This is a genomic window from Nocardioides dongkuii (assembly GCF_014127485.1).
Lineage (GTDB): Bacteria > Actinomycetota > Actinomycetes > Propionibacteriales > Nocardioidaceae > Nocardioides > Nocardioides dongkuii.
Genome location: NZ_CP059903.1, coordinates 3,124,569 through 3,146,484, shown reverse-complemented (window position 1 = coordinate 3,146,484; position 21,916 = coordinate 3,124,569). Strand labels below are relative to the sequence as shown.

Below are 21,916 nucleotides of genomic sequence, written 5' to 3'. Positions count from 1 at the left end.
CTCCTTAGGAAGGGGTGGCCTCAGGCCTGGGCGCGCTCGATGAAGGCCACGGCGTCGCCGACGGTCTTGAGGTTCTTCACCTCGTCGTCGGGGATCGAGACGCCGAACTTCTCCTCGGCGGCCACGACGACCTCGACCATGGAGAGCGAGTCGACGTCGAGGTCGTCGACGAAGGACTTGTCGAGCTGGACGTCGTCGGCGTCGATGCCGGCGACCTCGTTGACGATCTCGGCGAGGTCGGCGCGGATCTCTTCGGTGGTGGCCATCTGGCGGGGTTCCTCTCGGTGGTGGTGGGTGCTGCTGGGTGGTGCGGTCAGGGGACGGTGACGACCTGGGCGGCGTACGCCAGGCCGGCGCCGAAGGCGATGAGCAGGGCCGTGTCGCCGGGGCGGGCGTCGCCCTCGCGGATCATCCGCTCGAGGGCGAGCGGGACCGAGGCGGCCGAGGTGTTGCCCATGTCGGCGACGTCGCGGGCGATCCGGACGGTGTCGGGAAGCTTCATGGAGCGCGCCAGGGCGTCGATGATGCGCATGTTGGCCTGGTGGGGGACGAAGCAGTCGAGCTCCTCGGCGGTGATGCCGGCGCGGTCGAGCGCCTGCCGGCCGACCTTGGCCATCGCGAACGAGGCCCACCGGAAGACCGGGTTGCCCTGCATCACCAGGTGCGGCATGCGCGGGGACTCCGAGGCGATCACCTCGCGCCAGTCCTCGCGCTGCCGGATCAGGTCGTACTGCTCGCCGTCGGAGCCCCACACCAGCGGGCCGATGCCGGGGGTCTCGCTCGGGCCCACGACCGCCGCGCCCGCGCCGTCGGCGAAGATGAACGCCGTCCCGCGGTCGCCGACGTCGGTCAGGTCGGAGAGCCGCTCGACGCCGATGACCAGCACGTGGCCCGCCGAGCCGGCCCGCACCATGTCGCTGGCCATGCCGACGGCGTGGCAGAAGCCCGCGCAGGCCGCGGAGACGTCGAACGCCGCCGCCTGGTCGGTGCCGAGCTCGTGGGCGATCAGGGTCGCGACGGCGGGGGTCTGCAGCATGTGGCTGACCGTCGCCACGATGACGCAGTCGATCTGCGGGGCGTCGACGCCCGCCTTCGCCAGCGCGTCGCGGGAGGCCGCCACCGCCATCGACTGGACGGTCTCGTCCGGCGTGGCCCACCGGCGGGTCTTGATGCCGGAGCGCTGCTGGATCCACTCGTCGCTGGACTCGATCGCCTCGACGAGCTCCGCGTTGGGGACCACGCGCGAGGGGCGGTAGGCCCCGACGCCGAGGATCGCGGTGTGCTCCGCGCCCCGGCTGGGCCGGATGGTCGCCATCAGGCCGCACCCTCGGGGTGCAGGCGCAGCAGCGGCTGCCCGGGGGAGACCAGGTCGCCGTCCTCGACCAGCCACTCGACGACCTGCCCGCCGTGGGCCGCGGTCACCAGGATCCGGTCGCGGAGGCTGGCGACGTCGCCGATGGCGGCGCCGGCCGGCAGCACGTCGACGTCGGCGGCGTCCCCGGCGATGTGGAAGGTCCCCTTGGCGGGGGAGACCACCATCCGCCAGGTGGGGGAGGTGCCCATCTCGGAGGCCTCGCCGTGCTTCGCGCAGAAGTCGCGGGCGTCGTGGAGCTGGTCGGGGGTCTTCAGCGCGAAGGTCTCGACGCCCTTGAGCGCCCGCTTCGCGATGCCGGTGAGGGTGCCGGCGGGCGGCATCTCGAGGATGCCGGTGACGCCGAGGTCGGCCATCGTCTCCATGCACAGGTCCCAGCGGACCGGGTGCGCGATCTGGCCGACGATCCGGCGCAGCACCTCCTTGCCCTCGTGCACGACCTGGCCGTCGCGGTTGGAGATCAGCCGGGTGCGGGGGTCGTGGACCGAGACCGAGCGGCCCAGGGTGCCGAGGTGCTCGACCGCGGGCGCCATGTGCTCGGTGTGGAAGGCGCCGGCGACGCTGAGCGGGACCAGGCGGGCCTTGGCGGGCGGCGCGGCGGCCAGCGCGGCGAGCTGGTCGCGGGTGCCCGCGGCGACGACCTGGCCGGGACCGTTGTCGTTGGCGGCGGTCAGGCCGTGGGTGGCCAGCGCCGCCAGGATCTCCTCGCGGTCGCCGCCCAGGACGGCGGTCATCCCCGTCGGGGTGGCCGCGGCCGCGTCGGCCATCGCCCGGCCGCGCTCCCGCACCAGGACCATGGCCTGCTCCGCGGTGATGGTGCGGGCACCGGCGGCGGCGGCCAGCTCGCCGACGCTGTGACCCGCGACCGCGCCGATCTGCGCGAAGGCGTCGGAGGGGTGGGGGAACAGCTCGAGGGCCGCGACCAGGCTGGTGGCGACGAGCAGCGGCTGCGCGATCGAGGTGTCCCGGATCGTCTCCGCGTCGGCCTCGGTGCCGTAGTGGGCCAGGTCGAGGCCCGCGACGGTCGAGAGCCACGCGAACCGGGAGGCGAACGTGGGGTCCTCGAGCCACGGGACGAGGAAGCCGGGTGTCTGGGCACCCTGGCCGGGAGCGACGATGACGAGCACGTGCCCCACTGTGCCGGGCCGGGTGGGTCGCGATCTCCTCCAGCACGCACGAAACTTGCCCGCGGAACTTTGTGAGAACCCGACAAAGGTCCTCTCAGTCCGCGGGGGTACCGGTCCGGCCGGACTGGCGACCGAGCACCAGGGCGATCTGCAGCGTGAACGCGTCCCGCGGATGCGTGGGGGAGTACCCGGTCGTCTCCCCGGCCTGGCGCAGCCGGTAGCGCACGGTGTTGGGGTGGACGAACAGTGCGCGGGCGGTCGCCTCGATCGACGACCCCGAGCCGAAGTACGCCGTCAGGGTGTCGATCATCGTGCCCCGCGCGCCGGTGAGGGGCAGGTAGACCGCCTCGACGAGGTGCCGCCGGGCATGACCGTCGCCGGCGAGGGCGCGCTCGGGGAGGAGCTCGTCGCTCAGCACCGGTCGCGGCGCGTCGGGCCAGCCGCTCGCGGCACGGTGGGAGGACGCGGCCGCGCGGGCCGAGGCGTGGGCGCCGGCGAGGTCGGCCGCCACCGGTCCCGCCACCACGGGACCGTCCCCGAACAGCGGGCTGACGGTCTCGGCGGCCAGACGCGGGTCGGTGACGCCGCCCAGCAGCACCACCAGCCGGTCGCCCTGCACCGCGCAGAGGGCGTCCATGCCCGCCGACCGCGCGCGGCGGCGTACGTCGTCGAAGAGGTCGGTCTCGGTGCGGCGTACCGGTGCGCCGCCGAGGACGACGGCCACCTGGCCACCGGCGGACCAGCCGAGCGCGCTGGCGCGGGAGAGCAGCGACTCGTCGGTCTCGGCACGCAGGACCGCGTCGACGACCAGTGCCTCCAGGCGGGCGTCCCACGCGCCGCGCACCTCGGCGGCCCGGGCGTAGACCTCCGCGGCCGCGAAGGCGACCTCGCGGGCGTACCGGAGCACCGCCGCGTGGACGGTCGCGGCGTCGTCGGGCTCGAGGAGGTCGTCGATGTTGGCCTCGACGACCTCGATCGAGAGCCGGACCAGGTCGACGGTGTGCTGCAGGTTGATCACGCCGGCGAGCGCCCGGGGTGCGGCGCCGAAGACCGAGGCGGCCAGGGCGTTCTGGGCGCCGGGCGCCTGCACGGCGTCCTCGCGATACCAGTCGACGAAGCTCCGGATGCCGGCCTGCACGATCGAGCCGACCCAGGACCGGTCCTGGGCGCTGAGGTCGCGGAACCAGGCGAAGTCGGACTCCATCCGGCCCATGGCGGCGGTGCTCAGCGACCCCGTGGCGCGCTGGAGCGTCTCCGACACGCGTGATCGGGGTACGGCGGGGTCGCGGAGAGCCACGGACCGAGGCTAGCCCCCGTGCGACACCGGGCTCGGGGACCGGTCGGTCCGAGCGCCGTCCGACTGAGCGGCGTGGAGCCCGATCCCCCACAGGGCAAGGGGAAACTCTTCCACCGGGCACGCGGGATCCCCTGCCGCAGGGGGTACCGGTCTGGTTGAATCGTCCATCTCACCGCCGTCGAGGAGGACCCCTGTGTCCGAGCAGCGTCACGAGGTCCAGTACCTCACCGTCCACGGGCACCGACGCGCGTTCGTCAAGGTCGGTGAGGGTCCGGCGCTGCTGCTCCTGCACGGCCTCGGCTGCGACCACACGACGTGGGAGCCGGTGATCGACGGGCTCGCCCGGCGCTACACCGTCATCGCGCCCGACCTGCTGGGTCACGGGCAGTCGGCCAAGCCCCGCGCCGACTACACGCTGGGCGGCTACGCCAACGGCATGCGCGACCTGCTGACCATCCTTGGCATCGACACGGTGACCGTCGTCGGCCACAGCTTCGGCGGCGGGGTCGCGATGCAGTTCGCCTACCAGTTCCCCGAGCGCACCGAGCGGCTGATGCTGGTCGCCTCGGGCGGTCTCGGGCCGGAGGTGTCCCCGGGCATCCGCGCGATCACCACCCCGGGCTTCCACCAGGTCATGGGCCTGCTGACCCTGCCCGGCATCCGGCACGCGGGGGTCGCCGGCCTGCGGATGCTCGCGGCCACGGGGGTCAAGGCGGTCCGCGACCTCGACGAGGTCGCGGACATCTACGACTCGTTCAAGGACCCCCAGGCCCGCGCCGCCATCCGGCACGTCGTCAGCGCCGTCGTCGACTGGCGCGGCCAGGTCGTCACGATGGCCGACCGGGCCTACCTCACCGAGGCGATGCCGATGGCGGTCGTGTGGGGCCGCGACGACGCGGTGATCCCGGTGCGGCACGCGAGCAATGCCGCCGCGCTGGCGCCCGCCGCGCGGGTCGAGGTGATCCCCAACGCCGGGCACTTCCCGCACAAGGACCACCCGCAGCGGTTCGTGAAGATCCTCCACGAGTTCATCCGCTCCACCCAGCCCGCGTCGTACTCGCGCGCCCGCTGGCGCCGCCTGCTCGAGGGCGGGCCCGTCGCGCCGGCAAGCCCACTGGCCGCGGTGCCCGACATCGACACCGCCTGACCCCGAAACGCCGAGTCGGCGTGAGTTGACGCCCAGGGCCTCAACTCACGCCGACTCGAGCGTCAACTCACGCCGGCTCGGCGTCAGGCGTCGCCACCCTCTTGCTTCACACCGGCGACGGCGGTCGGGTCGTCGATGCGGTACGTCGCGAACGCCTTCTCGACCTGCGAGCGGTCGATCTGGCCGGCGTCGGCGAGCGCCTGCAGCGCCTGGACGACGACCGACTGGGCGTCGATCTGGAAGAACCGGCGCGCGGCGGGGCGGGTGTCGGCGAAGCCGAACCCGTCGGCGCCGAGCACCCGGTAGTCGCCGGGCACCCAGCGGGCGATCTGCAGCGGGACGGCCCGCATGTAGTCGGAGACCGCCACGACCGGACCCTCGACGTCGACCAGCCGCTCCTCGACGTACGACGAGCGCGGCTCCTCGCCGGGGTGCAGCAGGTTCCAGTGCTCGGCCGAGATCGCGTCACGCGCGAGCTCGTTCCACGAGGTCACCGACCAGGTGTCGGCCTGCACGCCCCACTCCTCGGCGAGCATCCGAGCGGCGTCCTCGATCCACGGGTAGCCGACGCCCGAGCCGAGCAGCGTGACCCGCGGGCCCTCGCCCTCGGCCCGCGTCACCTGGTGCATGCCGCGCAGGATCCCCTCGACGTCGACGTCGTCGGGCTCGGCGGGCTGGTTGATCGGCTCGTTGTAGACGGTGAGGTAGAAGATGACGTTCTCGGCGTCCTCGCCGTACATCCGCTCCAGGTCGGAGCGCATGATGTGCGCGACCTCGTAGGCGTGCGCGGGGTCGTAGTGCACGACGGCCGGGTTGGTCGCCGCGATCAGCGGCGAGTGCCCGTCGGCGTGCTGGAGCCCCTCGCCGGTGAGCGTGGTGCGGCCGGCCGTGGCGCCGATCAGGAACCCGCGCGCCAGCTGGTCGGCCATCGCCCAGATCGAGTCGCCCGTGCGCTGGAACCCGAACATCGAGTAGAAGATGTAGAACGGGATCATGTGCTCGCCGTGGGTGGCGTACGCCGACCCGGCGGCGGTCGCCGAGGCCACCGCGCCGGCCTCCGAGATGCCCTCGTGCAGCATTTGGCCCTGGGCGGACTCCTTGTAGGAGAGCAACATGTTGCGGTCGACCGACTCGTACTGCTGGCCGCCCGGGTTGTAGACCTTCGCGCTCGGGAACATCGCGTCCATGCCGAACGTGCGGTACTCGTCGGGCGCGATCGGGACCAGCCGCTTGCCGATCTCGGGGTCCTTCATCCAGTCCTTGAGCAGCCGGACCGCGGCCATGGTCGTGGCGACCGGGTGCTTGCCGGAGCCCTGCTTGAGCTCGCGGTAGGTGTCGTCCCCGGGGAGCTTGAGGGACTTGGCGCGCTGCACGCGGCGGGGCAGCGAGCCGCCCAGCTGCCGACGGCGCTCCATCATGTACTCGATCTCGGGGGAGTCGGCGCCGGGGTGGAAGAACGGCGCCGCGCCGGTCTCCTCGTAGGCCCGCTCGAGGTCGCGGTCGGAGATCGGCAGGTAGAGCCGGTCCCGGAAGCGCTTGAGGTCCGCCGGGGTCAGCTTCTTCATCTGGTGGGTGGCGTTCTTGCCCTCCAGGGCGTCGATCGTCCAGCCCTTGATGGTGTGCGCCAGGATCACGGTCGGCTGCCCGACGTGCTTGGTGGCGCTGTCGAACGCGGCGTACACCTTGCGGTAGTCGTGGCCGCCGCGCGGCAGCTTCTGGATCTGGGTGTCGCTCATGTGCTCGACCATCTTGCGCAGCCGCGGGTCGCCGCCGAAGAAGTTCTCGCGCACGTAGGCGCCGTCCTCGACCGAGTAGCTCTGGAACGCGCCGTCCGGGGTGGTGTTCATCTTGTTCACCAGCACGCCGTCGACGTCCCGGGCCAGGAGCGGGTCCCACTCACGCCCCCACACGACCTTGATGACGTTCCAGCCGGCGCCGCGGAAGTTGGCCTCGAGCTCCTGGATGATCTTGCCGTTGCCGGTGACCGGGCCGTCGAGCTGCTGGAGGTTGCAGTTGATGACCCAGGTGAGGTTGTCGAGCTCCTCGCGGGCCGCGATCCGGATCGCGCCCAGCGACTCCGGCTCGGCCATCTCGCCGTCGCCGAGGAAGGCCCACACGTGCTGCTGCGAGGTGTCCTTGATGCCGCGGTTCTGCAGGTAGCGGTTGAACCGAGCCTGGTAGATGGAGTTGATGCCGGTGAGGCCCATCGAGACGGTGGGGAACTCCCAGAACTCCGGCATCAGGCGCGGGTGCGGGTAGGACGGCAGGCCCTTTCCGGGACCGTGCTGCACCTCCTGGCGGAAGCGGGAGAGCTGGCCCTCGTCGAGGCGGCCCTCGAGGAACGCGCGGGAGTAGACGCCGGGGGACGCGTGGCCCTGGATGTAGACCTGGTCGCCACCGCCCGGGTGGTCCTTGCCGCGGAAGAAGTGGTTGAAGCCGACCTCGTAGAGGCTGGCCGAGGACTGGTACGTCGCGATGTGGCCGCCGACCTCGAGCCCCTTGCGGTTGGCGCTGGAGACCATCACCGCGGCGTTCCACCGGATGAAGGCGCGGATGCGCCGCTCGGCCTCCTCGTCACCGGGGAACCACGGCTCGCGCTCGGGCGGGATCGTGTTGATGTAGTCGGTGCTGCGCAGGGCGGGCACGCCGACCTGCGTCTCGCGAGCCCGCTCGAGGAGCCGGAGCATCACGTAGCGGGCGCGCTCGCGCCCGCGCTCGGCGACCATGGAGTCGAAGGAGTCCAGCCAGTCGCTGGTCTCGTCGGGGTCGATGTCGGGCAGCTGGGTGGGCAGTCCCTCGTGGATCACGGCCGGGGTGGGGCCGGGACGAGTGCCAGAAGGAGTGGGTGATTCTTCGGTCACCCGTCCATCGTGTCACGCCCCCGGGGACGGAGGAATTTACCCGCCAGTAGGCCCGAATCCCGGTCGCGGGGGGCCTCGGAGGGCGCTCGGGGAGGGCCTCGGCGGGGGCAGACCTGCGGACAGAGGTTGCGCCTGGGCCGCGACTCCGCTGGACTACTCCCCACATCGGGCCGCGAACGGCGGTCGAACCGATCAGGCTGGAGGACGTCAGTGAGCGCGACCGCGGGTGGCGGGTCCACCCAGACAGGAGCTGCAGGGGCGGCCGAACGGCTGGGCTTCAAGCCCGGCATGGTCATCCAGGAGCTCGGCTGGGACGACGACACCGACGACGCCCTCCGGGTCGCCATCGAGGACGCCATCGACGCCGACATGGTGGACGGTGACTACGGCAACGTGGTCGACGCCGTGCTGCTGTGGTGGCGCCGTGACGACGGCGACCTCGTCGACGGCCTGGTGGACTCCCTCACCGACCTCGTGGGCGGCGGTGCGATCTGGCTGCTGACCCCGAAGGTGGGCCGGCCCAGCTCCGTGGACCCCGCCGACATCGCCGAGGCCGCGCCGATCGCCGGCCTCTCGCAGACCACGACCGCGGCCGTGAGCAAGGACTGGGCCGCGACCCGGCTGGTGGCACCCAAGACCCCGGCCTGACCGTCGTACGCCGGCCCGCCGGCGCCCCGTCGTACCGCTCCCTCGCGTCGGATAGGAACTGCCTGTGCTCCAGAAGCTGATCGACCGGGCGTCCTCCGCGGGCACCGGTGCGAAGGTGCTGCTCGGCTCGGGGGTCGTCCGGCCGTACCCGCCCGCCGTGCTGGCCGGCCTGCTGCGCACCGTCCGGGCGTGGGGGACCGGGCCCGCGGGCGGGTTCGCCTCGCTGGCGCTGCGGGAGCCCGACCGCGTCGGCATCGTCGACGACCTCGGGCCGGTGACCTTCGGCGAGCTGCACCGGCGCTCGAACGCGCTGGCCCGCGCGCTGCGTGAGCAGGGCGTGGGGGAGGGCGACGGGGTCGCCCTGATGTGCCGCAACCACCGCGGCTTCGTCGACGCGAGCATCGCGGCCGCCAAGCTCGGCGCCGACGTGCTCTACCTCAACACCGCCTTCGCCGGCCCGCAGCTCGTCGACGTCCTCGAGCGCGAGAAGCCCACCGTCGTGATCCACGACGAGGAGTTCACCGACATGCTCGCGGAGGCCGACGCCGGCACCCGCGTGCTCGCCTGGACCGACTCCGAGGACCTCGGCGACGACGTCCTCACGGTTGCCGCGCTGATCGCCTCGGCCGACGACGCCGACCTCGACCCGCCGGGACGCCACGGCCGGACCATCATCCTGACCTCGGGCACCACCGGGACGCCGAAGGGCGCGCCCCGCAACGAGGCCGGCATCGACGCGGCGATCTCCCTGCTCTCCCGGATGCCGCTGCGCTACGGCTGGCGCACCCACATCGCCGCGCCGCTCTTCCACACCTGGGGCTTCGCCCACCTCGCCCTCGCCATGCTGCTGGGCTCCACGGTCGTGCTCACCCGGCGCTTCGACCCGGAGGCGACGCTGCGGATCGCCCGCGACGAGGAGTGCGACTCGCTGGTGGTCATCCCGGTGATGCTGCAGCGGATCCTCGGCCTCTCCGAGGACGTGCTGCGCCGCTACGACCTGCCCCGCCTCAAGGTGGTCGCCGCGTCCGGGTCGGCCCTGCCCGGCGACCTCGCGGTCGACTGGATGGACCACTTCGGCGACAACCTCTACAACATCTACGGCTCCACCGAGGTGGCCTACGCCTCGATCGCGACCCCGGTCGACCTGCGCGAGTCGCCGTCGTCGGCGGGGATGCCGCCCTGGGCGACGACCGTGAAGATCCTCGACGAGGACGGCCGGGAGGTCCCGGTCGGCGAGACCGGCCGGATCTTCGTCGGCAACGGGCTGCTCTTCGAGGGCTACACCGGCGGCGGGCAGAAGGAGATGGTCGACGGGCTGATGTCGACCGGCGACGTCGGGCGCTTCGGCGACGACAGCCGGCTCTACGTCGAGGGCCGCGACGACGAGATGATCGTGTCCGGCGGCGAGAACGTCTTCCCCAAGGAGGTCGAGGACTGCCTCGCCCGCCACGAGGCGGTCGTCGAGGTGGCCGCCGTCGGCGTCGACGACGACGAGTTCGGCACGCGGCTGCGGGCCTTCGTCGTCCTCAAGGACGGCACGGACGCCTCCGAGGACGACCTCAAGGACTGGGTGCGCCAGAACCTCGCCCGCTACAAGACCCCGCGCGAGGTGGTCATCCTCGACGAGCTGCCGCGCAACTCCACGGGCAAGGTGCTCAAGCGCGAGCTCGCGAAGAGCGACCGCGGGGACGACGGCGACGACGAGGGCGCCGCGTGAGCGGGCTCGCCCTCGGCGGACCGGCACCCGACTTCACCCTGCGCGACCAGTTCGGCCAGGACGTCACGCTCTCGTCCTACCGCGGCACCAAGGCGGTCGCGCTGCTGTTCTACCCGGCGGCGTTCTCCGGGGTCTGCGTGGGCGAGATGGCGGGCGTGCGTGACCGGCTCGCCGACTTCCTCAGCTTCGACACCGAGGTGCTGGCCGTCTCCTGCGACCCGATGTTCTCGCTCCGCGCGTTCGCGGACGCCGAGGGGCTCAACTTCCCGCTGCTCTCCGACTTCTGGCCGCACGGCGAGGTCGCCCGGGCCTACGACGTCTTCAACGAGCGCACCGGCGCGGCGCGCCGCTCGTCGTACGTCGTGGACCGGCAGGGCCTGGTGCGCTGGGCGGTGCACAACACGATGCCCGAGGGACGCGACCTCGAGGAGCACGTGCGCCAGCTGCGCGCCGCCGTCTGACCGGCAGGTCGCGGGGCGGCCGTCCGCTCGTCTAGTGTGTGCGTCGCCTCGGCCCGACCCGGCCGTGGTCCGGGGCGTATAGCTCAGCGGTAGAGCTCCTCGCTTACAACGAGGCGGTCGGGGGTTCGATCCCCTCTGCGCCCACCCCCGCACGTGCCCGGCACGTGCCCGCCCATGGTGCCCACCCAGCGTGCCCGCCGAGGGCCCGGACGTGGCATAGGGCACAATCTCGCGGGTGGCTGAGGCATCGGTACGCGCAGGCTCGACGGCACCGGACTCGGTGGCGGGACGGCTGGCGGGGAAGCACGTGCTCCTGACCGGCGTGACCGGCTTCGTCGGTGAGGCGCTCCTGCACCTGCTGCTGACCGAGGTCCCGGGCGTCCGGATGACCCTGCTGGTGCGCCCGAAGGGCTCCACCTCGGGTGCCGCCCGGATCGCCGGGCTGCTCGGCAAGCCGATCTTCGCCGAGGTCGTCGAGGCGTCCGGCGGCGTCGAGGCGCTGATGGCCGCCCGCATCTTCGTCCTCGAGGGCGACCTCGCCGACACCCCGCCGCTGCCGGCCGGCCTGGACGCCGTCGTGCACTGCGCGGGCGACGTGTCCTTCGACCCGCCGGTCGACGAGGGCTTCCGCACCAACGTCGTCGGCACCCGCGAGCTGCTGGCCCGGGTCCGCGAGGCCGGACCGGACCTCCACTACGTGCACATCTCCACGGCGTACGTCGCGGGCCGGCGCCGCGGCAGCATCCCGGAGGGCCCGGTCGACCTCGAGGTCGACCTGGAGGCCGAGCTCGCCTGGGGGCTCAGCCAGCGGCGCGCGATCGAGGACCGCTCGCGCAGCGCCGAGGTGCTGACGGCCGAGCGCAAGAAGGCCGAGAAGGCGCACAGCCGCGCCGGCGCCCTGACCGCCGCGGCCGCGACCGAGGCGGCGCGCCAGGACTGGGTGAAGAAGGAGCTGGTCGCCGCCGGCGCCGAGCGGGCGCGCAGCCTCGGCTGGACCGACTGCTACACCTTCACCAAGGCGCTCGGCGAGCGGGTGGTCGAGGAGCACGCCCGCACCCACCGCGCCTCGATCGTGCGGCCCAGCATCATCGAGTCCGCCCTCCAGCGCCCCCACCCGGGCTGGATCGAGGGCTTCAAGATGGCCGAGCCGCTGATCCTGGCGTACGGGCGCGGCGAGCTGCCGGAGTTCCCGGCCGCGGCCGACACGATCGTCGACATCGTGCCGGTCGACCACGTGGTCTCCGCGATCGTCGCGGTGCTGGCGCACCCGCCGGAGGTGGGCCGCCCGGCGTACTTCCACGTCTCGTCCGGCGACCGCCAGCCGCTGACCTTCCACCACCTCTACGAGAACGTCCGCGGCTACTTCGACGAGCACCCGTTCCAGGCGGGCGACCGGGGCGCGACCCGGCTGCCCGAGTGGCGCTTCCCGGGCGCGCACGCGGTCGAGCGGGTGCTGTCGTCGGGGGAGCGCGCCTACCAGGTCGCGGACTTCCTGGTCTCCCACGCGCCCCGCAGCGACCGGGCCCGCGAGCTCGCGCGCCGCCTGGAGCAGCAGCGCCGGCGGCTGGAGTTCCTGCGCCGCTACCTCGACATCTACGCCGAGTACACCCAGGCCGAGCTGCGCTTCCACGACGGCCACACCCTGGCTCTCTACCGCTCGCTGTCGGAGGCCGACCGGGAGATTTTCGCGTTCGACACGGCCGTCGTGGACTGGAAGGTCTACCTCCAGGACATCCACTGCCCGGCCGTCACCGCCCCGATCCGGCGCCTCGACGAGGTCCGGGCCGCGCGCCGCAAGACCGCCACCGCGGGCCTCAAGCCGCTGCCCCCGGACAAGCCGGCGGTCGCGGCGTTCTTCGACATGGACGGCACGCTGCTCTCGTCCAACGTCATCGAGACCTACCTGTGGGTGCGGCTGCGCGAGCTGTCCGGCACGGAGCGGCTGGCCGAGCTGGGCCGGATCGCGGCGAAGGTGCCCTCGCTGGTGCAGGCCGAGCGGCGGGAGCGCAGCGCGTTCCTGCGCACCGTCTACCGCGACTACGAGGGCGCCCGCCTCGAGACGCTCGACGAGATCGCCGACGAGCACCTCACCGACCACGTGCTCTCGCGGCTCTCGCCGGCCGCCGTACGCCGGATCCGCGAGCACCGCAGGGCCGGGCACCAGACGGTGCTGATCACCGGCGCGATCCGGCCGCTGACCCGGCCGCTGCGAACGCTCTTCGACCACATCGAGGCGGCCGAGCTCGCGGTCGACGACCGGGGGATCTGCACGGGCTACCTGTCCTCCTCGCCGCTCGTTGGCGAGTCCCGCGCGGCCTGGATGGCGTCGTACGCCGCGGAGCACGGCATCGACATGGGCGCGTCGTTCGCCTACGCCGACTCCCACTCCGACCTGCCGCTGCTCGCGGCGGTGGGCAACCCGGTCGCGGTCCGCCCGGACGTCACGCTGTTCCGCCATGCCCGCAAGCACCACTGGAAGATCGTCGACTGGCAGAGCTCGGGCTCGTCGGCGCGGTCCCTCGACCCGGCCGGGGGCCCCCGATGATGCTCGCGCTCGAGATGTTCCGCTCGCTGCCCCGCACCGTCGCCGGCAAGGCCGTCGGCAGCCGGCTGCCCGGCATCCTGTCCGGGTACGCCGCGCCGCTGCGCCTGATGACCATCGACCCGCCGCGGGTCGACCGGCCCGGCTGGGCGCGGCTGCGCACCCGGCTCTCCGGCATCTGCGGCTCCGACCTCGGCGCGCTGTCGGGGCAGACCTCGCTGTACTTCTCCGCGGTCGTGTCGCTGCCGTTCGTGCCCGGCCACGAGGTGGTCGCGGAGCTCCTTGACGACTGCGAGGACCTGCCCGCCGGCACCCGCGTCGTCGTGGACCCGGTGCTCACCTGCGCCGCCCGCGGCGTCGACCCGTGCGAGGCGTGCGCGACCGGTGCCACCAACCGCTGCGGCCGGATCACCGTCGGCCACCTCGCCCCCGGTCTGCAGACCGGCTTCTGCAAGGACACCGGCGGCGGGTGGGGCCAGCAGCTGATGGCGCACCGCAGCCAGCTGCACCCCGTCCCGGAGGGCTACTCCGACGAGCAGGCGATCCTCATCGAGCCGATGGCGTGCGCCGTGCACACGGCGCTGCGCGCGGGGGTGCGGGCCAACGACCGGGTGCTGGTCAGCGGCGCCGGGGCGGTCGGCCTGTTCGCGACCTTCGCGCTGCGCGAGCTGACCGCCGCCGGCGAGATCATCGTGGTCGCCAAGCACGGCCACCAGCGCGAGCTGGCCGCGGCGCTCGGCGCGACCGAGGTGGTGGCGCCCAAGGAGGTGCTGCGCCGGGTGCGCCGCTCGACCGGCGCCTTCCAGGTCCAGCCCGAGTTCTCCTCGCCGTACCTGCTGGGCGGCGTCGACGTCGCCGTCGACGCCGTGGGCAGCAAGCAGTCGCTGGAGACGGCGCTGCAGGCCACCCGCGCGGGCGGCCGGGTGGTGCTGTCCGGGATGCCCGCGCCCGCCGACCTGTCCGCGGCGTGGTTCCGCGAGCTCGAGGTGGTCGGCACCTACGCCTCCGCCGTCCACGAGCCGCTGCTCACCGGCCCCCGCGCCGGCCGCACGGCGTTCGACGTCGCCACCGAGCTGGTCGCCCACGACGCGGTCGCCCAGCTGTCCAAGTCCGTCGCCAGCTACCCCTTGCACCGGTGGCGCGAGGCGCTCGACCATGCCCACTCCGCCGGCCGCCTCGGCACGGTGAAGGTGGCCTTCGACCCGAGGAGCAGTTCATGAGCAGGCCCGGATTCGTCCTGGAGGTCGACGACCGCACGCCCCCGCTGGTGGTGCACGAGGGGCTGGGGTTCCGGCTGGAGTCCTTCCCGCTCGGCACCCGGGTGGTCTACCCGCCGGAGTCCCTGCCGACGGTGCCCGACGTCGACGAGGCGATCCGCGAGTCGCTGCTGCACCCCGAGGACTCCGACCCGCTGCCGGAGCTGCTCTTCGCCGGCATGCGGCTCACGATCGCCTTCGACGACCTCTCGCTGCCGCTGCCCTCGATGCGCTCGCCCGACATCCGCGGCCGGATCATCGAGCACGTGCTGACGATGGCCGCCGAGGCCGGGGTCGACGACGTCGAGATCGTGGCGGCCAACGCGCTGCACCGCCGGATGACGGCGGGCGAGCTCAAGCACATCGTGGGGGAGCGGGTCTTCCGCTCGTTCTTCCCGCAGGGGAAGCTCTACAACTTCGACGCCGAGGACCGCGACAACCTCACCCACCTGGGCACCACCGACCAGGGCGAGGACATCGAGATCAGCAAGCGGGCCGCCGAGTCCGACCTGCTCGTCTACGTCAACGTGAACCTGGTGGCGATGGACGGCGGGCACAAGTCGGTCGGCATCGGGCTGGCGTCGTACAAGTCCCTGCGGCACCACCACAACCCCAAGACGATGGTGCACTCGCGGTCCTTCATGGACCACAAGAAGTCGGCGATGCACCACTCCGCCTGGCGGATCGGCCGGGTCATCCAGGACTCCGTCAAGGTCTTCCAGATCGAGACCACGCTCGACAACAACGTCTTCGGCAAGCCCTACGAGTTCCTGATGAAGCGCGAGTGGGAGTGGTCGGTCCGCGACCAGGCGTCGATGCTCGCCGCCAAGCGCGGGATGGCGGTCGCGCCGCAGCGGCTGCGGCACAAGCTGTTCCACGACCTGCGGGCGCCGTACGGGCTCACCGGGATCAGCGCCGGCGAGGTCGAGGCCGTGCACGAGAAGACCATCGAGCGGGTGCACCGCCAGCAGCTCGTCGAGGTGCAGGGGCAGTCCGACGTGCTGGTGCTCGGGGTGCCCTACCTCGGCCCCTACAACGTCAACAGCTCGATGAACCCGATCCTCGCGACCTGCATGGGCCTGGGCTACTACTTCAACTCCTACCGCCACCAGCCGGTCGTGCGCCAGGGCGGGGCGGTGATCCTCTACCACCCGCTCAACGAGGGGTTCAACCAGCTGCACCACCCGTCGTACGTCGACTTCTACGAGGAGATCCTCGCCGAGTCGACCGACCCCGCGGTGATCAGCGCGAAGTACGAGCAGCAGTTCGCCGAGGACGAGTGGTACCGCCACCTCTACCGCACCTCGCACGCCTACCACGGCGTCCACCCGTTCTACATGTGGTACTGGGCGGCGCACGCGATGGACCACGTCGACGAGGTGATCTGGGTCGGCGCCGACCGCAAGGTCGCCTCGCGCCTGGGCTTCCGCGCGGCCACGACGCTGGCCGACGCCCTGGAGATGGCCTCGGGGACGGTGGGCTCCAGCCCGTCGATCACCTACCTCCACAACCCGCCGCACCTGCTGGCCGACGTCAGATGAGCGGCTTCCTCAAGGACACCGTCGACGACGTCCGCACCATGTCGCGCGGCTGGCGCTGGGGACGCCGCTCCCAGGTGCCGCGCTCGGCGGAGGCCTACGTGCTCCCGCAGCGCTCGACGGTCTTCCCCTCGGACTGGTCGCGGCGCCGGCCGGCGATGGCGGCCCGCGAGGTCGCGCAGAAGGGCGGCCTGGAGCCGCTGTTCCGCTCGCAGGTGCGCACCCGGGTCGAGGGGCTCGACGTGCTCGACCGGATCCAGGGCCCGGTCATCTTCGCGGCCAACCACGCCTCCCACCTCGACACCCCGCTGATCCTGCTGTCGCTGCCCGACGAGTGGCGGCGGCGTACGGCGGTCGCGGCGGCGGCCGACTACTTCTTCGACACCTGGTGGCGCGCGGTCGGCTCCTCGCTGTTCTTCAACACCTTCCCGATCGACCGGCGCGGCGGCGCGATGGCGACGACGCCCGGCGAGGTGCTGGCCGACGGCTGGAGCCTGGTGATCTTCCCCGAGGGCACCCGCTCGCAGGACGGCTGGACCGGCACGTTCCGGATGGGGGCGGCGTTCCTCGCCCACGAGTACGGCGTCCCCGTGGTCCCCGTCGCCCACCGCGGCACGTTCGCGGCGATGCCGCGCGGCCAGAGCTGGCCGAGCCGCGGGCGGCGCCAGCTCACCGTGCGGTTCGGCGAGCCGCTGCGACCGCGCGATGGCGAGTCGGTGCGCGAGTTCGCGCCGCGGATCAAGGACGCCGTCGGCCAGCTGCTCGACGAGGACGCCACGACCTGGTGGGAGGCCAAGACCCGGGCCGCCGCCGGGCGTACGCCGGACCCCGCCGGGCCGCAGGTCGCCCAGTGGCGCCGGGTCTGGGCGCAGTCGCAGTCGCCGGAGGTCACCGACGAGCCGTCCGGCCGCCGGCTGGCGGCGTGGCGCCGGTGATCGCCCCCCGCTGAGGCCCGCCCTGATCGGTCCAGATGAGAGCCCCCTCATGAGCGGCTCACGGTCACCTCACCGCGGGTGAGCACAGTCCTTCTCGACAGCTTCCACGGGCACCCGCCCAGACGAGAGGACCTCCGATGAGGAACATCATCAGCATCGCGACGCTCGGGATCGCGGGGACGGTCACGGCCGGCCTGGTCGCGTTCCAGATCCCCGCCGTGGCGTCCGGCGACGCGGCGTACACCCGCAAGGACGACACCCCGGACGTCGTGATGGCCGTCGACGACGACGACGATGACGACACCGCCGGCCGGGACCGCGACACCCGCACCAACACCCGCAGCAACTCCCGCACCCGCGGCGGCACGAACACCGGGAACAGCCGGTCGACCCGCGACGGCACGAACAGCCGGTTCACCAAGGTCAGCCGCGACCGCGACCGGAGCCGCGGCGACAAGACCAAGGACTGGACGCGCGACGGGGGCGACCGCACCCGCGACCGCAGCGCGAACCAGACCAACGACCGCTCGCGCAACGACACCCGGCGCTGATCGTGGGGGCGAGCACCGACCCGGCGGGCAGCTGGGGGCTGGCCGAGGGCGACCCGATCTCGGCGGACCTGACCGCCGTACGGCTGCTGGGCGGGGGGTCGTCGTACGAGGCCTACCTGGCCTTCGACGAGGTCACCTACGCGCCGGTCGTGGTGAAGGTCGTCCGGCCCGGTCTCGTGGACGACGAGTCCAGCCTCCGCGGCCTGCGTCGCGAGGTCGAGGCGCTCGCCACCGTCAACCACCCGGTCGTCGTGCGGGGGCTCCGCCACCAGCTCGAGGGGGAGCGCCCGCACGTCGTCCTGGAGCACCTCGACGGGCCGCGGCTCTCGAGCCTGCTGCGCCGGTACGGGCCGCTGCAGGAGCAGCAGTACCTGCCGCTGGCGATCGAGGTCGCCAGCGCGCTGCACTACCTGCGGCACGTCGGCTGGACCCACCTCGACGTCAAGCCGAGCAACATCATCATGGGGGCGCCGGCGCGGCTCATCGACCTCTCGGTCGCGCGGCCGCTGGCCGAGGCCCAGGCGCTCCGGACGCCGATCGGCACCGATTTCTACCTCGCCCCCGAGCAGTGCGACCCGCCGGCGACGGGGCGGCCGGGGCACGCCAGCGACGTCTGGGGGCTCTGCGCCACGCTCTTCGAGGCGGTGGCCGGGTACCGCGCCTTCGGCGACGGAGACCAGCGGTCGCCCGACGTACGCCGCCGCTACCCGCAGCTGGTCGACGCGCCGTACGACCTCCCCGACCGGGTCCCGCACGAGGTCGCGAAGGTCCTCGAGGCCGGCCTCGCCCCGGACCCCGACGACCGGCCGCTGCCCCACGAGGTCGCCGAGGCCCTCGAGCCGGTCCTGGCCCGCCAGCCCCGCGCCCGCCTCGCCGGCTTCAAGGTCCACTGACCCCGATCTGTGGAGAACCCCGCCGAGTCGGCGCACATGTGCGCCGACTCGGCGGGGTTCTCCACAGTCAGGGGCGGAAGCGGTAGCCCATGCCGCGGACGGTCTCGATGGCGTCGGCGCCGAACTTGCGGCGCAGGTAGCCGACGTAGACGTCGACGACGTTGGAGCCGGGGTCGAAGTCGAAGCCCCAGACGTGGTCGAGGAGCTGCTCGCGGGAGAGCACCTGGCCGGCGTTGCGCATGAAGATCTCGGCCAGGGTGAACTCGCGGGCGGACAGGTCGACCTGCCGCTCGCCGACCGTCGCCCGCCGGGTGCGTACGTCGAGCCGCACGCCGCCGGCGTCCAGGACGTCGTCGCGCGGGGCCACGCCCGGCTCGCCCGGCTGGCCCGGCCGCAGCCGCAGCCGGACGCGGGCGACCAGCTCGGCGAACCGGAACGGCTTGGGCATGTAGTCGTCCGCGCCGCCCTCCAGCGCCGAGACCGTGTCGGTCACCGAGTCGCGGGCGGTCAGCACGATCACCGGCATCCGCGACCCCTGCGAGCGGAGCTGGTCGAGCACCGCGAAGCCGTCCAGGCCGGGCAGCCCGATGTCGAGCACCATCAGGTCGAAGTCGCCGCTCAGCGCGTGATCGAGGCCGCCGGGGCCGTCGCCGACCACCGTCGTCAGGTGACCCTCGGCCCGCAGTCCCTTGGCCACGAAGGACGCGATCCGTGCCTCGTCCTCGACGATCAGGATGCGGGCCACGGGTGCTCCTCGGTGCTCGTCAGGGTGGCGGGGAGGGTCAGCACGAACCGGGCGCCGTGGGGCTCGGCGTCCTCGACCAGGACGCGACCGCCGTGCGCGGCGGCGATGGCGCTCACGATCGAGAGGCCGAGACCGAAGCCCTCGTCGCCCTCGGGCACGGGGCCGCGGCCGAAGCGCTCGAAGATCCCGTCCCGCTGCTCGGGAGGTACGCCGGGCCCGGTGTCGCGCACCCACAGCCGCACGCGGGACCCGTCGTACGACGAGCCGATGGCGACGGTGTCGCCGGGTGCCGTGTGCTTGACGGCGTTGTCGGCGAGCTGGAGCACGGCCTGGGTGAGCCGCTGCGGGTCGGCCTGCAGGGTGCCCGCGGCCGCGCCGTCGAGCACCCACTCCCGGTCGCCCAGCCCGCGCGCCTTGGCGACCAGGTCCTCGGTGAGCCCGGCGAGGTCGACCGGCTCGAGGGTGACGAAGTCGGGCCGGTCGCTCTTGGCGAGCAGGATCAGGTCGCCCACGAGGCGCGCCATCCGGTCGACCTCGTCGAGCAGCAGCACGCGGGTCTCGGCGACCTCCTCCGGGCTGCCGGTGTCGAGTAGCTCGAGGTGGCCGCGGAGCACGGTGAGCGGCGTCTTGAGCTCGTGCCCGGCGTCGTCGAGGAACTGCCGCTGGCCGGTGAACGCCGACTCGAGCCGGTCGAGCATGCCGTTGACGGTACGCGTCAGCGCGGTGATGTCGTCGTTGCCCGAGGTCGGGATCCGGCGGGACAGATCGGTCTCGCCGATCTCCTCGGCGGTCTCCCGCAGCACCCGGAGCGGGGCCAGCAGCCGCCCGGACTGCCAGAACGCCACCACCGTCACCAGCAGCAGGGAGAGCGCGGCGACGATCGCGTAGGTGCGCATCGTGTCGAGCAGCTCGGACTGGTCCTCCTCGAGGCGGACGACGACCAGCAGCGCGCCGCGCTCGCCCCCGCGCCGGACCGGCTGGCTGGTGATCATCAGCCGCTCGCCGGCGGTCTCGAGCCGGACGGTGTCGGCCTCGTCCACCAGGGGCGCGGCGGCGGCCAGGAACGCCGGGTCCGCGACCAGGGGGTCCTCGCGCGGCGAGAGGTTGACGACCCGGTCGCCCACCCAGCCGACGAGGAGCTCGTCGTCGTCGGGGACGTTGCGGCGCATGAACAGCTCGAGGAGGTCCTGCACCGAGGCGAAGCCGGCGCCGGTCACCGGGTCCACCCCGCCGCCGTTCAGCCGCGCGAACTCGTCGAGCTCCTGGTCGACGTCGTCGGCGGTCTGCTGCTCCAGGCGCTGGGTCTCGATGGCGTAGACCAGCAGTCCGGCGCCCGCGAGGGTCAGCGCGACGAGCGCCGCCACGGTCGCGGTGATCCGGACGCGCACGGACACGCCCGACCGGCGCGGTCGGGCGGAGGGGGGCCGGGGCGCGGTGTCAGTCGTCGTCGTCCCCGTCGTCGTCCCGGTCGTCGTCCCCGTCGTCGTCGGCCTCGCCCAGCTCGGGCTGGACGACCTCGGGCTCGTCGTCGGGCTCGTCGTCGTCAGCGTCCTCGGACCCGTCGCCCCGGGGCTCCGCGGTGCCGCTGCCGGAGGGCGACGGCCGGCCGGACGGCGTACGGGACGGCGCCGGCCGCTCGGACGCGGTCGGGCCGGGGGAGATCACGATGGGGTCGCGCGGGGTCGGCTCGTCGGCCGACGACGAGGCGAGCGAGCCGACGACGAACGCGGCCACCGGCAGCGTCAGCGCCAGGCCGAGGAGGGTCTTCCACAGCGTGCTCATGACGGTGACGATCCTGCCCGATGGTGGCGGCCGGGTGAGAGCCCGATGAGAGGACTCTCATCGGGCGCTCCGCGGTCAGACGGTGACCGGCTGGCCCCCCGTCACGGCGAGGACCTCGCCGGTGACGTACGACGAGTCGCCGGACGCCAGGTAGACGAACGCCGTCGCCACCTCCGCGGGCTGGCCCGCCCGACCGAGCGGGGCCTGCCTGCCGAAGTCCTCGACCTGCTCCGGCGGCATCGTCGCCGGGATCAGCGGCGTCCAGATCGGACCGGGGGCGACCGCGTTGACGCGGATGCCGTCCTCGGCGACGGCCTGGGCGAGCCCGCGGGTGAAGTTCGCGATGCCGGCCTTGGTGAGCGCGTAGTCGAGCAGCGGCACCGACGGCGAGGACGCCTGCACCGAGGAGGTGTTGATGATCCCGCCGCCCCGCGGCATGTAGGGCAGGCACATCTTGGACAGCCAGAACATCGCGTACAGGTTGGTCCGCATCACCCGGTCGAACTGCTCGGTGGTGATGTCGGCGATGCCGCCCGGCTGCGCCATCTGGTACGCCGCGTTGTTGACGAGCAGGTCGACGCGCCCGAGCTCGGACACGGTGCGGTCGACGAGCTCGCGGCACGCCTCCTCGGAGGTCAGGTCGCCCGGCACCGTGATCGCGGTGCGCCCGGCGGCGCGGACCAGCTCGGCGGTGCGCTGCCCGTCCTCGTCCTCCTCCTCGAGGTAGGACAGCACCACGTCGGCGCCCTCGCGGGCGAAGGCGAGCGCGACCGCGCGGCCGATGCCGGAGTCGCCCCCGGTCACGATCGCGACCTTGTCGCGGAGCCGGTCGTGGCCGACGTAGCTCTCCTCGCCGTGGTCGGGCTCCTCGCCCATCTCGCTCGTGACCGAGCCCGGCTCGCCGGGTCCGGGCAGCTGCTCGCCCGCGGTGTCGGGCTGGTCGTGCTGGCGGCTGGGGTCGGTGGTCATGGCGGCCCGGTTCCCAGACGTTCCGCGCGCACGCCGCCGGTCTCTACAGTGGCGCCTGTCCCCACGGACCACGAG

Annotated in this window: 19 protein-coding genes and 1 tRNA gene; 11 read left to right on the top strand and 9 right to left on the bottom strand. The window is 73.0% G+C overall.

What is annotated here, in order from left to right; translation table 11 throughout:
• Nucleotides 1-20: 20 nt before the first annotated feature.
• From H4O22_RS15165 to H4O22_RS15150, 4 genes are all read right to left on the bottom strand, one after another.
• The gene (locus H4O22_RS15165) at nucleotides 21-266 is read right to left on the bottom strand and encodes an acyl carrier protein (protein ID WP_028645031.1); all 246 of its coding nucleotides are present in this window, start codon (nucleotides 264-266) and stop codon (nucleotides 21-23) included.
• 47 nt (nucleotides 267-313) lie between these two features.
• Nucleotides 314-1,315 carry a beta-ketoacyl-ACP synthase III gene (locus H4O22_RS15160; protein ID WP_182524190.1) on the bottom strand — a complete coding sequence of 334 codons (1,002 nt, stop codon included), beginning with the start codon at nucleotides 1,313-1,315 and terminating at the stop codon, nucleotides 314-316.
• The gene (locus H4O22_RS15155; RefSeq protein WP_182524189.1) at nucleotides 1,315-2,499 is read right to left on the bottom strand and encodes an acyltransferase domain-containing protein; all 1,185 of its coding nucleotides are present in this window, start codon (nucleotides 2,497-2,499) and stop codon (nucleotides 1,315-1,317) included. The genes H4O22_RS15160 and H4O22_RS15155 overlap by 1 nt, the downstream gene beginning before the upstream one ends.
• A 94-nt stretch (nucleotides 2,500-2,593) precedes the next feature.
• On the bottom strand, nucleotides 2,594-3,796 hold the full coding sequence (locus H4O22_RS15150) for a PucR family transcriptional regulator (protein WP_244962992.1): 1,203 nt from the start codon (nucleotides 3,794-3,796) through the stop codon (nucleotides 2,594-2,596).
• Between the two features lie 193 nt (nucleotides 3,797-3,989).
• Here H4O22_RS15150 and H4O22_RS15145 point away from each other — a divergent pair, with 193 nt between their 5' ends.
• Nucleotides 3,990-4,943 carry an alpha/beta fold hydrolase gene (locus H4O22_RS15145; RefSeq protein ID WP_182524188.1) on the top strand — a complete coding sequence of 318 codons (954 nt, stop codon included), beginning with the start codon at nucleotides 3,990-3,992 and terminating at the stop codon, nucleotides 4,941-4,943.
• Between the two features lie 83 nt (nucleotides 4,944-5,026).
• On the opposite strand, the gene aceE is transcribed toward H4O22_RS15145, so the two are convergent.
• Complete coding sequence (gene aceE, locus H4O22_RS15140; RefSeq protein ID WP_182524187.1) at nucleotides 5,027-7,804, bottom strand: pyruvate dehydrogenase (acetyl-transferring), homodimeric type; 2,778 nt, start codon at nucleotides 7,802-7,804, stop codon at nucleotides 5,027-5,029.
• A 210-nt stretch (nucleotides 7,805-8,014) separates the two neighbouring features.
• On the opposite strand from aceE, the gene H4O22_RS15135 reads away from it, so the two are divergent.
• From H4O22_RS15135 to H4O22_RS15090, 10 genes are all read left to right on the top strand, one after another.
• The gene (locus H4O22_RS15135) at nucleotides 8,015-8,452 is read left to right on the top strand and encodes a DUF3052 domain-containing protein (protein ID WP_182524186.1); all 438 of its coding nucleotides are present in this window, start codon (nucleotides 8,015-8,017) and stop codon (nucleotides 8,450-8,452) included.
• A 64-nt stretch (nucleotides 8,453-8,516) separates the two neighbouring features.
• On the top strand, nucleotides 8,517-10,169 hold the full coding sequence (locus H4O22_RS15130; RefSeq protein WP_182524185.1) for an AMP-binding protein: 1,653 nt from the start codon (nucleotides 8,517-8,519) through the stop codon (nucleotides 10,167-10,169).
• Nucleotides 10,166-10,630, top strand: coding sequence for a peroxiredoxin (locus H4O22_RS15125; RefSeq protein ID WP_182524184.1), 465 nt, complete (start codon nucleotides 10,166-10,168; stop codon nucleotides 10,628-10,630). Before H4O22_RS15130 ends, H4O22_RS15125 begins: the two co-directional genes overlap by 4 nt.
• A 72-nt stretch (nucleotides 10,631-10,702) precedes the next feature.
• Nucleotides 10,703-10,774, top strand: a tRNA-Val gene (locus H4O22_RS15120).
• Between the two features lie 91 nt (nucleotides 10,775-10,865).
• Entirely contained in the window at nucleotides 10,866-13,175 is a 2,310-nt protein-coding gene (locus H4O22_RS15115) for an HAD-IB family hydrolase (RefSeq protein WP_244962990.1), read from the top strand.
• The gene (locus H4O22_RS15110) at nucleotides 13,172-14,392 is read left to right on the top strand and encodes a zinc-dependent alcohol dehydrogenase (protein WP_182524183.1); all 1,221 of its coding nucleotides are present in this window, start codon (nucleotides 13,172-13,174) and stop codon (nucleotides 14,390-14,392) included. The genes H4O22_RS15115 and H4O22_RS15110 overlap by 4 nt, the downstream gene beginning before the upstream one ends.
• The gene (larAH, locus tag H4O22_RS15105) at nucleotides 14,389-15,969 is read left to right on the top strand and encodes an NPN-dependent hydroxyacid isomerase, LarAH14/15/16 family (RefSeq protein ID WP_182524182.1); all 1,581 of its coding nucleotides are present in this window, start codon (nucleotides 14,389-14,391) and stop codon (nucleotides 15,967-15,969) included. The genes H4O22_RS15110 and larAH overlap by 4 nt, the downstream gene beginning before the upstream one ends.
• Entirely contained in the window at nucleotides 15,966-16,901 is a 936-nt protein-coding gene (locus H4O22_RS15100; protein ID WP_182524181.1) for a lysophospholipid acyltransferase family protein, read from the top strand. Before larAH ends, H4O22_RS15100 begins: the two co-directional genes overlap by 4 nt.
• Before the next feature lie 137 nt (nucleotides 16,902-17,038).
• Nucleotides 17,039-17,452, top strand: a complete 414-nt coding sequence (locus tag H4O22_RS15095; RefSeq protein ID WP_182524180.1) for a hypothetical protein — start codon at nucleotides 17,039-17,041, stop codon at nucleotides 17,450-17,452.
• Nucleotides 17,453-17,454: 2 nt separating this feature from the next.
• Complete coding sequence (locus H4O22_RS15090) at nucleotides 17,455-18,345, top strand: serine/threonine-protein kinase (RefSeq protein ID WP_182524179.1); 891 nt, start codon at nucleotides 17,455-17,457, stop codon at nucleotides 18,343-18,345.
• Between the two features lie 67 nt (nucleotides 18,346-18,412).
• Here the strand turns inward: H4O22_RS15090 and H4O22_RS15085 are convergent, their stop codons facing one another.
• The 4 genes from H4O22_RS15085 to H4O22_RS15070 form a co-directional block, all read right to left on the bottom strand.
• Nucleotides 18,413-19,090, bottom strand: coding sequence for a response regulator transcription factor (locus H4O22_RS15085; RefSeq protein WP_182524178.1), 678 nt, complete (start codon nucleotides 19,088-19,090; stop codon nucleotides 18,413-18,415).
• A complete protein-coding gene (locus H4O22_RS15080; RefSeq protein WP_244962989.1) occupies nucleotides 19,075-20,484 on the bottom strand; it encodes a sensor histidine kinase in 1,410 nt (469 codons plus the stop codon). The genes H4O22_RS15085 and H4O22_RS15080 overlap by 16 nt, the downstream gene beginning before the upstream one ends.
• A gap of 43 nt (nucleotides 20,485-20,527) precedes the next feature.
• The gene (locus tag H4O22_RS15075; RefSeq protein ID WP_182524177.1) at nucleotides 20,528-20,872 is read right to left on the bottom strand and encodes a hypothetical protein; all 345 of its coding nucleotides are present in this window, start codon (nucleotides 20,870-20,872) and stop codon (nucleotides 20,528-20,530) included.
• Between the two features lie 75 nt (nucleotides 20,873-20,947).
• On the bottom strand, nucleotides 20,948-21,841 hold the full coding sequence (locus H4O22_RS15070; RefSeq protein WP_182524176.1) for a glucose 1-dehydrogenase: 894 nt from the start codon (nucleotides 21,839-21,841) through the stop codon (nucleotides 20,948-20,950).
• Nucleotides 21,842-21,916: the final 75 nt, after the last annotated feature.